The sequence below is a fragment of the Achromobacter pestifer genome (genome assembly GCF_902859625.1).
GTDB classification, from domain to species: domain Bacteria; phylum Pseudomonadota; class Gammaproteobacteria; order Burkholderiales; family Burkholderiaceae_B; genus Achromobacter; species Achromobacter pestifer.
Genome location: NZ_CADIJX010000010.1, coordinates 76,492 through 89,480, shown reverse-complemented (window position 1 = coordinate 89,480; position 12,989 = coordinate 76,492). Strand labels below are relative to the sequence as shown.

At 61.6% G+C, this 12,989-nt stretch carries 9 protein-coding genes and 1 tRNA gene; 8 read left to right on the top strand and 2 right to left on the bottom strand.

The window, feature by feature from the left end; all coding sequences use genetic code 11:
- Positions 1-75: 75 nt before the first annotated feature.
- Both glyA and nrdR read left to right on the top strand, forming a co-directional pair.
- Complete coding sequence (gene glyA / locus HV753_RS26825) at positions 76-1,326, top strand: serine hydroxymethyltransferase (RefSeq protein ID WP_175177616.1); 1,251 nt, start codon at positions 76-78, stop codon at positions 1,324-1,326.
- 218 nt (positions 1,327-1,544) lie between these two features.
- A complete protein-coding gene (gene nrdR, locus HV753_RS26820; RefSeq protein WP_175177615.1) occupies positions 1,545-2,024 on the top strand; it encodes a transcriptional regulator NrdR in 480 nt (159 codons plus the stop codon).
- Between the two features lie 42 nt (positions 2,025-2,066).
- Here nrdR and HV753_RS26815 read toward each other — a convergent pair whose 3' ends face one another.
- Positions 2,067-3,029 carry a GlxA family transcriptional regulator gene (locus HV753_RS26815; RefSeq protein WP_175177614.1) on the bottom strand — a complete coding sequence of 321 codons (963 nt, stop codon included), beginning with the start codon at positions 3,027-3,029 and terminating at the stop codon, positions 2,067-2,069.
- A 19-nt stretch (positions 3,030-3,048) separates the two neighbouring features.
- Complete coding sequence (locus HV753_RS26810; RefSeq protein ID WP_175177613.1) at positions 3,049-3,612, bottom strand: cysteine hydrolase family protein; 564 nt, start codon at positions 3,610-3,612, stop codon at positions 3,049-3,051.
- Between the two features lie 215 nt (positions 3,613-3,827).
- On the opposite strand from HV753_RS26810, the gene ribD reads away from it, so the two are divergent.
- The 6 genes from ribD to HV753_RS26780 all read left to right on the top strand — a co-directional run bounded on the left by ribD (position 3,828) and on the right by HV753_RS26780 (position 12,980).
- Positions 3,828-4,943, top strand: a complete 1,116-nt coding sequence (ribD, locus tag HV753_RS26805; protein ID WP_175177669.1) for a bifunctional diaminohydroxyphosphoribosylaminopyrimidine deaminase/5-amino-6-(5-phosphoribosylamino)uracil reductase RibD — start codon at positions 3,828-3,830, stop codon at positions 4,941-4,943.
- 928 nt (positions 4,944-5,871) lie between these two features.
- Complete coding sequence (locus HV753_RS26800) at positions 5,872-7,788, top strand: PrkA family serine protein kinase (protein ID WP_425485940.1); 1,917 nt, start codon at positions 5,872-5,874, stop codon at positions 7,786-7,788.
- Between the two features lie 12 nt (positions 7,789-7,800).
- A complete protein-coding gene (locus HV753_RS26795; RefSeq protein ID WP_175177611.1) occupies positions 7,801-9,060 on the top strand; it encodes a YeaH/YhbH family protein in 1,260 nt (419 codons plus the stop codon).
- Positions 9,057-10,616, top strand: a complete 1,560-nt coding sequence (locus HV753_RS26790) for a SpoVR family protein (RefSeq protein ID WP_175177610.1) — start codon at positions 9,057-9,059, stop codon at positions 10,614-10,616. The genes HV753_RS26795 and HV753_RS26790 overlap by 4 nt, the downstream gene beginning before the upstream one ends.
- A 156-nt stretch (positions 10,617-10,772) precedes the next feature.
- Positions 10,773-10,863, top strand: a tRNA-Ser gene (locus HV753_RS26785).
- 254 nt (positions 10,864-11,117) lie between these two features.
- The gene (locus tag HV753_RS26780; RefSeq protein WP_175177609.1) at positions 11,118-12,980 is read left to right on the top strand and encodes a PhoX family protein; all 1,863 of its coding nucleotides are present in this window, start codon (positions 11,118-11,120) and stop codon (positions 12,978-12,980) included.
- Positions 12,981-12,989: the final 9 nt, after the last annotated feature.

The following is a 12,989-nucleotide window of genomic DNA, read 5'->3' as shown; positions in this document are numbered from 1 at the left end:
AACTATTCAGCATTCTTCGGGTTTACCCACCCGACACCGCTTTCTCTTCTCATACCGCCTCAGGAATCCCCCGTCATGTTTGACCGCAACCTCACCTTGTCCAAGGCTGACCCGGACGTTTGGGCCGCCATCCAGAAGGAAGACGTTCGCCAAGAGCAGCACATTGAGCTGATCGCTTCGGAGAACTACGCCAGCCCCGCCGTCATGGAAGCGCAGGGCACGCAGCTCACGAACAAATATGCCGAAGGCTATCCGGGCAAGCGTTACTACGGTGGTTGCGAATACGTCGACGTGGTTGAGCAACTGGCCATCGACCGCCTGAAGGAAATCTTCGGTGCTGAAGCCGCCAACGTGCAGCCCAATTCGGGTTCGCAGGCCAACCAGGGCGTGTACATGGCCGTGCTGAAGCCGGGCGACACCGTGCTGGGCATGAGCCTGGCCGAAGGCGGCCACCTGACGCACGGCGCGTCGGTCAACGCATCGGGCAAGCTGTACAACTTCATCTCGTACGGCCTGGATCAAAACGAAGTCCTGAACTACGACCAAGTTGAACAGCTGGCCCGCGAACACAAGCCCAAGCTGATCGTCGCAGGCGCTTCGGCCTACGCCCTGCACATCGACTTCGAGCGCATGGCTCGCATCGCCCGTGAAAACGGCGCGCTGTTCATGGTCGACATCGCCCACTACGCAGGCCTCGTCGCCGGCGGCGCCTACCCCAATCCGGTCCCGCACGCCGACTTCGTCACGTCGACGACGCACAAGTCGCTGCGCGGCCCGCGCGGTGGCGTGATCATGATGAAGGCCGAACATGAGAAGATCATCAACTCGGCGATCTTCCCCGGCATCCAGGGTGGTCCGCTGATGCACGTCATCGCCGGCAAGGCCGTGGCGTTCAAGGAAGCACTGGAACCGCAGTTCAAGGACTACGCGCAACAAGTGGTCAAGAACGCCAAGGTGCTGGCGGACACGCTGGTCAAGCGCGGTCTGCGCATTGTTTCCGGCCGCACTGAAAGCCACGTCATGCTGGTGGACCTGCGTTCCAAGGGCATCACGGGCAAGGAAGCGGAAGCCGTGCTGGGCCAAGCCCACATCACGGTCAACAAGAACGCCATCCCGAATGATCCGGAAAAGCCTTTCGTGACCAGCGGCATCCGCCTGGGCACGCCGGCCATGACCACGCGCGGTTTCACGGAAGCCGACGCCGAGCTGACCGCCAACCTGATCGCCGACGTGTTGGACAATCCGCGTGACGAAGCCAACATCGCCGCCGTGCGCGCTCGCGTCAACGAACTGACGTCGCGCCTGCCGGTCTACGGCAAGAAGTAAGCAGCATTCCTCAAAGGCCCTGAGGCTATCCGCCGCAGGGGCCAGACCAAAGGGACGGCCCCGCAAGGCGCCGTCCCTTTGCTTTCCAGGGCGCAGGCGCTATCCTCAACCGGGCTCGTCCAGGTTATTGGGGACGAATTAGTCATGTTGGCGCCTCCCCTGGGGCGCGTCGTTACAATATGCTCAATTATTGCTATCCGTGCCTTTAGGGAACACACATGCGGTGTCCATTTTGCGGCCATGCCGAAACACAGGTCGTCGACAGCCGGGTCTCGGAAGAGGGCGACGCGATTCGTCGCCGCCGTCGCTGCCTATCCTGTGACAAGCGCTTCACCACCTATGAGCGGGTGGAACTTGCCCTGCCTTCCGTCGTCAAGCGCAACGGCAGCCGTAGCGAGTACGATCCCGCCAAATTGCGCGCCAGCCTGAGCCTGGCGCTGCGCAAGCGTCCTGTCAGCACCGAGGATGTGGATGCGGCCGTGGCGCGCATCGAAGAGAAACTGCTGGCAAGCGGGCTGCGCGAAGTGCCCACCGAACACATCGGTGAACTGGTGATGACCGAACTGCGCAAGCTCGACAAGGTGGCCTATGTGCGCTTTGCATCGGTCTACAAGAGCTTCGAGGACATCGGCGAATTCGTCGAAGCGATCCGTGAGATGCAGGGTCCGTTGCTGCCGGGCAAGCTACGCAAGGAATGACGTCTTGCGTTTGGCAGGAAGGATGACGGCGCTTCGGCGCCGTTATTGCATGGGCGCCAAGCGCGCCACGCTTGGCGTCTGTGGTTCAAATTTGCGCCATACGCGGCGCATGTGCTGCGCTGAGCCAAACCCCGATTTTTCCGCCACGCGCTCCAGATCCAACCGGGTTTCACGCAGCAAGTCGCGCGCCAGCGCGACACGTATCTGATACAGGTAGTCCATTGGCGTGCAACCCGCATGCTCGCGGAACAGGCGCGTCAGGTGGCGGGCGCTGGTATGCGCCTGGTCCGCCAGAGACTGCGCGGACCAGGGCGCGGCAGGGTTGCGAATGACGGCATCCTGGACGCGATGCACGCCAGGATGCAAGTGGCTGCGATGCTCCAGCCACGGTGACAGCGCGGAATCCGTGCCGGCTCGACGCTGGTAGACCACCATGTCGCGCGCCACCTCGCTGGCGACGCGCGGCCCGCAGTGGCGCGACACCATGTGCAACGCCAGGTCGATGCCCGCCGTGATGCCGGCGCTGCTGACCAGGTTGCCGTCTTCGACAAAGATCCGATTGTCGTGCACGCGGGCGGTCGGATCGATGCCCGACAGTTGCGCCAGGCATGAATGATGCGTGGTGCAGTCGCGCTGCCGGGTCAGGCCCGCCGACGCGGCGAACAGCGCACCCGCGCAGACGGTCATCAGTGTGAAGCCGTCCACGGGGTGGCGTGCCGCCAGCCATTGGATGATGGCGTGGGCGTCTGGGCCTTCCAGGCGGGTGGGCTGGCCCACCACGCCGGAAATGATGACGAGCGCGTGGTCGGGCAAGCCGGTCGGCAGCGGCTGGATGTTGGCCAGGTGTAGCCCCGCCAGACCACTTTCCACGGCTTCCGACGGGCCGCAAAAATGCAGCGCGAAGGTGTCGGGGCACAGCTTGTTGGCCACGCGGAAGGCCTCTGCCGGACCCGCCAGATCCAGCAGGACGATGCCTCGCGACAAGACGAAGTACACCGGAATCATGGCGTTTTCCAGATCGGTGTCAGTCCGCCAGCGCGTCGGCGGCGCGCGAAATGCGGGCAAAACGTCCGTGCAGCACCAGCTCGGTGCGATCCCGGATCTCGGCCGGCGTGTAGTGCTTGCCCGAAGGGCTTTGCATGGCGAAGGTCAGCGTGGCGTCGGTCGGGAAGACCACCTTGAAGCCTGCGTCGCTGGCATGGCGTGACGTGGTTTCGCAGCACTGTTCGGTGCGGATGCCGCTGACGATGACGCCTTCGATGCCGTTTTCCCACAGCCAATCGTGCAGCGACAGGCCGTCCGCGTTCTCGGCATACAGCGAGGAATGGACGGTTTTGTGAAAGACGGCATGGGGGGAAACGCGCAATTCCTTTAGCGTCTTCACGTGACCGGAGGCCAGCGAGAACGGATTGGCGGGGTCGGTGGACTTGCTGGTGTGGAACACCTGAAGCACGGGGATTCCCTGGGCGGCCGCCGAATCGATCAGCCCCTGGATGTGCTCCAGAAACGCCGGATATTCAGTTTCATCCCAAAACGGACGGTGCCGGAAAGACTCTTGCACGTCGATGACGATCAGCGCTTTTTTCATGTTCCAGGCTCCAGGCCAAGGATTTAAAGGGGTACGGCGTCATTCTGGAGCGAAATCAGGCCGTGCGCGAGATCGTCAAAAGACGTCGAGCAGCCCAAAACGGACATGCTGCAAGCATACCCCTCCTGGCGCTGGCGGGTTGTGCCCAGCGGGGTGCCGTCGGACATACAATTCCTGCCATGACGACCGTAAGCCTCCCCGACGATATCTTCTGGATGCGACGCGCCCTGGCGCTGGCAGAGCGCGTGCTGTATTCCACCGCACCGAACCCTCGGGTCGGATGCGTCATCGTGCGCGATGGACAGGTGCTGGGCGAGGGTGCGACCCAGCCGCCGGGCGGCCCGCATGCTGAAATCTGCGCGTTGCGCGATGCCCAGGCTCGCCAGGCGGCGGTGGCAGGCGCCACGATGTACGTCACGCTGGAGCCATGCAGCCATTTTGGCCGTACGCCACCCTGCGTGGATGCCGTGCTGGCGGCAAGGCCCGCGCGGGTGGTTGTAGCCATTGGCGATCCGAATCCCTTGGTCAACGGGCAGGGCCTGGCGCGCTTGCGCGAGGCCGGCATCGCGGTCACGACTGGCGTGTGCGCCGAAGAAGCGCTGGCGATCAACGCGGGTTTTATTTCCCGCATGAGCCGGGGCCTGCCTTGGGTGTGGATGAAGATGGCCGCCTCGCTGGATGGCCGCAGCGCGCTGCATAACGGCATGTCGCAATGGATCACCGGCGCCGAGGCCCGCGCCGATGGGCACCACTGGCGCGCGCGCAGCTGCGTGGTGCTGACCGGCATGGGCACCGTCTTGAAAGACGATCCGCAGCTGAATGTGCGCGGTGTGGATACGCCGCGCCAACCCCGCAAGGCGGTGGTTGATGGCCGCTTGAGCATTCCCGAGGATGCCCGCCTGTTCGATGGCGGCGAAGTGATTATCTTCACCGCCCGTGACGATGCCGCGAAGGCCGCGCGTCTGGCCGACCAGAACGCGCGCGTGGTGGTCCTGCCGGGCCCTGTGCCGGATCGCGTCGATTTGCAGGCCATGATGCGCTGGTTCGCTCAGGAACAATTCAACGAAGTTCACGTGGAAGCGGGGGCCGGCCTGTCCGGCGCGTTGGTCTCCGCGGGGTGTGTGGACGAGCTGCTGCTGTATGTGGCGCCGGTACTGCTGGGCGATGCGGCGGGGATGGTGCGCCTGCCGATGCTGGAGCATCTGGATGCTGCCCAGCGGTACGAATTCATCGATACCGCGCTGCTGGGCGCGGATGTGCGCTTGCGCGCCCGGGTGGCCCAGACGTGGCGCGAACTGATGCAGCGCGTGGCCTTGAGTGCGCCGAATTGAATCTGCCTGTCTGTTGCACGGTGCGGGCTGCAAGCGACGCAACATGACGCAGCGTGGGAGCGTATGCGCGTTCGGAACATGCCGCGCGCGGTGAGATGCGAGCTTTCCTTCATTCAAGACAACGCGCGTTTTGTTCGCGACACGGGTCGTCGCAGAGAGTATCCGCGTCAAGGAAAGGGGTACTAGCACTCGGCCTGATCGGCTGCTAATTCGTGGGCTGAAACCGCGCGAAACTCCTGTTTTAAGGGGTTTTCGGCGTTGGTGGGCGTGACGATGGCAGCAAGTTTGCGAGCGATTCACGCATGTGCATTTTCATGGCGAAAACCCTCATCATTATTTTGGGCGATGCGTCAAATGAATTGCCACAAAACGGTCAATTGGCTTTAGCATAGAGCCATGACTTGGCGCTACGTGCTCACGGCCTTCACCGCACAGTGCTACGCGCCCACGTCACCACGGATTCCCGTGCTGCGATATCGGCGCTTTTTACGACCGAACCGGCACGCTGCTGAACAAGACGCCACGGCGCTGTTCAGACCGTCCGCTGCCATCGCATAGCGGGCGCATCGGGTTTACACCCGAATCATAAGAATCCACCGGGATATCTCATCCCTTCAAATCATTGCTGACCATTTCATGTGCAGCCGCATGATGCGTGCGTGCCATAGCAATATGCTGAAGGCGTGCGAGATAACTTATTCACGTAAGTTGCATTCCCTGACGGAACTTGTATCCGATGGGAGCAGCCTAAATGGAAAGGGCCCGATCGTGCTTCATGGTTGATGTGTGGCGAAAGCAACATAACACCAGGCCGACAATGCTTATCGCGAGTTTGTCTAGTAAAGCGTAGGCGCTGAGGCACAATGGGGACACGTAGGGACGTGCTGCATTTTTCGCGTGTTGTATGTAGGAGGTTTCCGTGCAAAACATCGTCGAAGGCTTCAAGTCGCAGTATGCAAGAGAGCAGGAGTCAGAGCTTTCCCTTGAGGAATATCTGAACCTCGCCAAACGTGATCCCATGGCGTACGCCAGCCCCGCTGAGCGCATGCTGGCGGCGATCGGCGAACCCGAAATCGTGGATACGCGCAACGACCCACGTCTTTCCCGTTTGTTTTCCAACCGGACCATCCGGCGCTATCCGGCGTTCCAGGAGTTCTACGGCATGGAGGACGTGATCGGTCAGATCGTCGCGTTCTTCAAGCATGCGGCTCAGGGGCTGGAAGAGCGCAAGCAAATCCTGTATCTGCTGGGACCTGTGGGCGGCGGCAAGTCGTCCATCGCGGAACGGCTCAAGGCCTTGATGGAAAGCTATCCTATCTATGCTTTGAAGGGTTCGCCCGTCAACGAAACGCCGTTGGGCCTGTTCCATCCGGAACGCTTTGGCGACACGCTTGAAAAGGAATACGGCATTCCGCGGCGCTACCTGAGCGGCATCATGTCGCCTTGGGCAGTCAAGCGCTTGAAGGAATTCGACGGCGACATCTCGCAGTTCCGTGTGGTGCGCCTGAATCCGTCGGTGCTGCGCCAGGTTGCCATCGCCAAGACCGAGCCGGGCGACGAGAACAACCAGGATATTTCGTCGCTGGTCGGCAAGGTGGACATCCGCAAGCTGGACCGCCATTCGCAGGACGACCCGGACGCCTACAGCTATTCCGGTGGACTGTGCCTGGCAAACCAGGGCCTGCTTGAGTTCGTGGAGATGTTCAAAGCCCCGATCAAGATGCTGCATCCGCTGCTGACGGCAACCCAGGAAGGCAACTTCAAGGGCACGGAGGGTTTCTCCGCGATTCCGTTCAACGGCGCGATCCTGGCTCACTCGAACGAGTCCGAATGGCAGACCTTCCGCAACAACAAGCACAACGAGGCGTTCCTTGACCGTATCTATATCGTCAAGGTGCCTTACTGCTTGCAGGTGTCCGAGGAAGTCCGCATCTACGAAAAACTGCTGCATCACAGCTCGTTGTCGGCCGCCCCGTGCGCGCCGGGAACCCTGGACATGATGGCGCAGTTCTCGGTGCTGACCCGTCTGAAGGAACCCGAAAACTCCAGCATTTATTCCAAGCTGCGCGTCTACGACGGTGAAAGCCTGAAGGACGTGGACCCGAAGGCCAAGGCCTTGCAGGAATACAAGGACTACGCCGGCACGGACGAAGGCATGAACGGGGTGTCCACGCGATTCGCGTACAAGATCCTGTCCAGCGTCTTCAACTACGACCAGACGGAAGTGGCCGCGAACCCCGTGCATCTGATGTATGTGCTGGAGCAACGGATCGGCCGCGAGGACTACCCCGAGGAAATCCGCCGGCGCTACCTGGAGTTCATCAAGGGCTTCCTGGCGCCGCGCTATGCGGAGTTCATCGGCAAGGAAATCCAGACGGCATACCTGGAGTCGTACTCGGAATATGGCCAGAACATCTTCGACCGCTACGTGACGTTTGCCGACTGCTGGATTCAGGACGAGGAATTCCGCGATCCTGAAACTGGCGAAAGCTTCGATCGCAGCGCGCTGAACGATGAACTGGAGAAGATCGAAAAGCCGGCAGGCATTGCGAACCCGAAGGACTTCCGCAACGAGATCGTGAACTTCGTGCTGCGGGCGCGCGCCAACAACAACGGCCGCAACCCGACCTGGACCAGCTATGAAAAGCTGCGCGAAGTGATCGAGAAGAAGATGTTCTCGAACACGGAAGATCTGCTGCCGGTGATTTCATTCAACGCCAAGGCCTCGGCCGAGGACAAGTCGAAACACCAGAGCTTCGTGGATCGCATGGTTGAAAAGGGCTACACGGAAAAGCAAGTCCGACTGCTGTGCGAGTGGTATCTCCGTGTGAGGAAGTCTTCCTGAGCGAGGTGAATCATGAATTCACTGATCGATCGCCGTCTTAACGGGCGCAATAAAAGCGCCGTCAACCGCGAGCGTTTCTTGCGGCGCTACAAGGACCAGATCCGCAAGGCGGTTCACGGGATGATCCGTGACCGCTCGATTCAGGATATGGATCAAGGCGGAGAGATCAACCTGCCCGCCCGGGATATTTCCGAGCCGACGTTCCGGCACGGCTCGGGCGGTGACCGCGAGATGGTGCACCCTGGCAATCGTGAATTCGCCAAGGGCGACACCATCGACCGGCCGCAGGGCGGGCAAGGCGAGGGCGGATCCGAACCCGGTGAAGGTGAGGCGGTAGACCAATTCACCTTCAGCCTGTCTCGGGCCGAATTCCTGAACCTGTTCTTCGAGGATCTGGAACTGCCGCACCTGGCACGCAACCAGCTGGGTGAAGTCAGCCAGAAGAAATGGCAGCGCGCGGGCTACACCACGACCGGGTCGCCCAGCATGTTGAGCATCAGCCGCACGCTCAAGTCGTCCTTGGCGCGGCGGGTGGCGCTGAACGTGAAGGCGCGTGCGGATCTGGAAGACGCCGAGGCCGCGCTGGCGAAAGCCGTCGCGGCAGGGGCGCCCGCCGCCGAGATCCGCACCTTGGAACAGGATGTCGAGGACTGCCGCGAGCGCCTTGCCCGGGTGCCGTTCCTGGATGACCTGGATCTGCGCTATCGCAACCGGGTATCGGTCGCCATTCCGATGGCGCGCGCGGTCATGTTCTGCCTGATGGACGTGTCGGGCTCCATGGATGAAGGCAAGAAGGATCTGGCCAAGCGCTTCTTCACCTTGCTGTATCTGTTCTTGTCGCGCAAATACGAGCACGTGGATCTGGTCTTCATCCGCCACACGGACAACGCCGAGGAAGTGGATGAGCAGACGTTCTTCTACGACCCCAAGAGCGGCGGCACCATCGTGCTGTCCGCCTTGGAGCTGATGCGCGAGATTCTTGAAAAGCGCTATCCGCCGTCGGCGTGGAACGTCTATGCGGCGCAGGCCAGCGACGGCGATTCGTTTGGCGCCGACGCAGGCAAGAGCGCACGCTTCCTGGCAGAGCATCTGCTGCCGTCGACACGCTATTTCGCCTATATCGAAATTCCCGACTCGCAAGAGGCTCGCAAGAGCAGCCTGTGGGCGGAGTATGAACAGAAGCTGGAGCCGCATTTCGTCATGCGGCGCATCTGCGATCGCGGCGAGATCTTCCCCGTGTTCCATGACCTGTTCAAGAAGGAAACCGCATGAATGCCATCGTGGGTGCTCTCGTGGAGCCGGAATTGGCCGGTGGTGGCGCCAGGCCGATTTCCCAGGGTTCCGAATGGACGTTCGAACTGATCCAGTCCTATGACGAAGCGATCTCAAAGGTCGCGGCGGAGTACGGGCTGGATACGTACCCGAACCAGATCGAGGTCATTACCTCGGAACAGATGCTGGACGCCTATGCGTCGGCGGGCCTGCCGATTGGCTATCCGCACTGGTCGTACGGCAAGGAATTCATCCGCAACGAGCAGTACTACCGTCGCGGCATGCAGGGGCTGGCGTACGAAATCGTCATCAACTCCAACCCCTGCATTGCGTATCTCATGGAAGAGAATTCCATGACGATGCAGGCGCTGGTGATTGCGCATGCATGCTATGGGCACAACTCATTCTTCAAGGGCAACTACCTGTTCCGGCAATGGACGGATGCGGACGGCGTGCTGGATTACCTGGTGTTCGCGCGCAAGTACGTGATGTCTTGCGAAGACCGCTACGGCATCGACGCGGTGGAAGCGTTGCTGGACTCCTGCCATGCGCTGTCGCATCACGGCGTGGACCGCTACAAGCGGCCGACGCCGATGTCATTCAAGGAAGAGGCCGCGCGCCAGGCCGAGCGCCAGGAACACGCCCGCCTGCAATACAACGACTTGTGGCGCACCTTGCCACGCCTGGAGGCTGATCGGGACACGCACACCGACGCCGGCGTGTTTCCGCCTGAGCCCGAGGAAAATCTGCTGTACTTCATCGAGAAGTACTCGCCCAAGCTGGCGCCGTGGCAGAAGGAGCTGGTGCGTATCGTGCGCAAGATCGCCCAGTACTTCTATCCGCAGACGCAGACCAAGGTCATGAACGAAGGCTGGGCCACGTTCTGGCACTACACCATCTTGAATCGCCTGCACGAAAAGGGCCTGGTGAACGACGGCTTCATGATGGAGTTCCTGCAAAGCCATACCAACGTCGTCAGCCAGCGCGGCTTTGACGAGCGTGGCTACGGCGGCATCAACCCCTATGCGCTGGGCTTTGCGATGATGACGGACATCCGCCGCATCTGCGAGGCGCCCACGCCGGAAGACCGCAAGTGGTTCCCGGACATCGCGGGTAGCGACTGGGGCAAGACGCTGGACTTCGCCATGCGCAACTTCAAGGACGAGTCCTTCATCTCGCAGTACCTGTCGCCGCGCCTGATCCGGGAATTCCGCTTCTTCGCGATTTCGGACCACCAGGCGAACCCGAAGCTGGAAGTGGCCGCCATCCACAATGACGAAGGCTATCGCGACATCCGCCGCCTGTTGGCCGCGCAACACAACCGCGACAATCAGGTGCCGGATATCCAGGTGGTGCGCTTCAACCGCGATTCGGATCGTTCGCTGGTGTTGCGGCACTTGAAGAGCCGAGGCCGGCCGCTGGCGGGTGACGATGCCGAACAAGTGATGAAGCATCTGGCCCGCCTGTGGGGCTTCAAGGTGCGGTTGGAAGAGACCGAGCCGGATGGCACGGTCAGTTCCTATCGCGAGCAAGAGGCCCCCGCCATGACTTCATGACGTATTGAGGTATGGCGGCGCTGCGATGCGCAGGAAGAGGGACGCCCAGTGCGTCCCTTTTTCCTTGTCGACTTGTGGTGGTCGGCCGAATTCTGCTAGAATCGCGGATTCGCAAATTTCGTAGTGGTGTTTTCCCCACGTCGACGTTAGCAATTAGGACAGGTGGCCGAGCGGTTGAAGGCGCACGCCTGGAAAGCGTGTATACGTCAAAAGCGTATCGGGGGTTCGAATCCCCCTCTGTCCGCCACGAATGCATCAAAGCCCCTGATTTCGAAAGAAATCAGGGGCTTTTTGTTTTCTGTCACGCCGGGACAAGAAGGCCGCGAGGGGCGCCAATAGCCACAGCACGAGCCACCCCCACGGCCCATTTCTATGTGCGTGAATTCATCTAAGCGTCTCTCGTCTGTCACATCGGCCTCGTAATCTCTCAGCCTTCCGTCAGCAGTCTTTCAATCAGCTGACAAATTGCTTGCTGTTTAGTCCACAAACCTAGAGATCCAGATGTCCTACCTGACAGATAAATTGCGTGCGCCCTCCCGTGAAGCTCGAGGGGAAGTGACTGTTCCCGGCCAGATGTTCGACGAGATCATTGCCGCCAATCCTGCGCGACGGACGTTGTTGAGGAACAGCTTTGGCTTGTCCGTCCTGTCGGTGTTCGGCGTGTCCGCACTGGCCGGCTGTAGCAGCGATGACGATGATGACGATACGGCAGCGCCGCCGGAGCAACCCACGCCCGAGACGCCCACGCCGACGCCCGAGCCGGGTCCGGACTATTCCGTCACGTTCAAGCCGTTGGGAGACAAGATCGTGGCCGACACGGTCACGGTGCCGGAAGGCTATGTGGCAGAGGTGCTGTATTCGGCCGGTGACAAGTGCGTGATCGGTTCGGCGGGCTATCTGGGCGTGCCGCAGTCTTATCCCGCCACCGAGACCCAGGCCGGCGGCCAGCACGACGGCATGCATTTCTATCCGCTGGAGGGCGTTGACCCGAACCAGGGCGGCCTGTTGGTGCTGAACCACGAAAACGTCGACGCCAATACGCTGGATCGTTCCGTCGAGGCCGTGAAGACCAACCTGTCCAACGTGGGCGTGTCGGTCGTCGAGATCGCGCGCGACAAGGACGGCAAGTGGGCGGTCAAGGCCGATTCCCGCTACAACAAGCGCTACACCGGCAACACGGTCTACAACGTGAGCGGCCCGGCCGCCTCGGTGGTGGGCGCCACCGTTGTGGGCACGCTGAACAATTGCGCCAGCGGCAACACGCCCTGGGGCACCTACCTGACTTGCGAAGAGACGACCGACAACTACTGGGATCCGACGCAACCTGAAAACGGCTACGGCTGGGTGGTTGAGATCGACCCGAGCACTCCGGGTTCGACGGCGGTCAAGCGCACGGCGATGGGCCGGTTCGACCACGAGAACACGGCGTTCATGGTCGGCGAGAACAACCGGGTGGCGTTCTACATGGGCGACGATGGCACGCCCGGTTGCATCTACAAGTTCGTGCCCAGCAAGCCTTACGATCCGGCCAATCGCGCCAACAACAGCACGCTGCTCGACGAGGGTACGCTGTATGCGGCGCGCTTCAATGATGACGGCAGCGGCAACTGGGTAGAGCTGGCGGTGGGCAAGAACAACCTGATCGTGGGCGCCATCGATCCGGGCAACTACACGCAAGTGCGGCCGACCGACGTGCCCACCAATACGCTGATCGACTTCAACAGCCAGGCCGACGTGTTGATCAACACCAAGGCGGCTGCCCGGGTGGCGGGCGCGACGTTGATGGACCGCCCCGAATGGATCACGGTGGGCGTGGACAAGACGGTCTATTGCACGCTGACCAACAACAGCAGCCGCCGTCGCACCAGCGCCGCCAATCCGCGCGTGACCAACCGCCACGGCCATATCGTGCGCTGGAAAGAGCGCGGCGACTCGCCGCTGGCCACCACGTTCGAATGGGAGCTGCTGCTCTTGGCCGGGCAGGATGCCGCCGACGGCGCGGCGTCGAACATCACGGGCAATATCAAGGGCGACGAGTTCTCCAGTCCCGACGGCATCCGCGTGGATCCCCAGGGGCGCTTGTGGGTGCAGACGGACTCGGGAACCGGCACGGACATCACCGATATCTTCGGCAATAACTCGATGTACTACATCGACCAGAAGACGGGCGAGTCCAAGCGCTTCCTGGTGGGGCCGCTGGGTTGCGAGATCACCGGCATCGCCTATACGCCGGATCTGACGACGTTCTTCATCAACATCCAGCACCCCAACAGGGCCTGGAATACGCTGCGGGCTGGTGGCGGCGATGCCCGTTCGGCGACCGTGGTGGTGCGCCGGCAGGATGGCAAACCGGTCGGTGCTTGACCGGAGGCG

What these genes read in the sequence shown, in the direction of transcription:
- glyA (WP_175177616.1), top strand. Translation starts at nt 76, where the DNA reads ATGTTTGACCGCAACCTCACCTTGTCCAAGGCTGACCCGGACGTTTGG.
- nrdR (WP_175177615.1), top strand. Translation starts at nt 1,545, where the DNA reads ATGCGGTGTCCATTTTGCGGCCATGCCGAAACACAGGTCGTCGACAGC.
- HV753_RS26810 (WP_175177613.1), bottom strand. Translation starts at nt 3,612, where the DNA reads ATGAAAAAAGCGCTGATCGTCATCGACGTGCAAGAGTCTTTCCGGCAC.
- ribD (WP_175177669.1), top strand. Translation starts at nt 3,828, where the DNA reads ATGCGACGCGCCCTGGCGCTGGCAGAGCGCGTGCTGTATTCCACCGCA.
- HV753_RS26795 (WP_175177611.1), top strand. Translation starts at nt 7,801, where the DNA reads ATGAATTCACTGATCGATCGCCGTCTTAACGGGCGCAATAAAAGCGCC.
- HV753_RS26815 (WP_175177614.1), bottom strand. Translation starts at nt 3,029, where the DNA reads ATGATTCCGGTGTACTTCGTCTTGTCGCGAGGCATCGTCCTGCTGGAT.
- HV753_RS26780 (WP_175177609.1), top strand. Translation starts at nt 11,118, where the DNA reads ATGTCCTACCTGACAGATAAATTGCGTGCGCCCTCCCGTGAAGCTCGA.
- HV753_RS26790 (WP_175177610.1), top strand. Translation starts at nt 9,057, where the DNA reads ATGAATGCCATCGTGGGTGCTCTCGTGGAGCCGGAATTGGCCGGTGGT.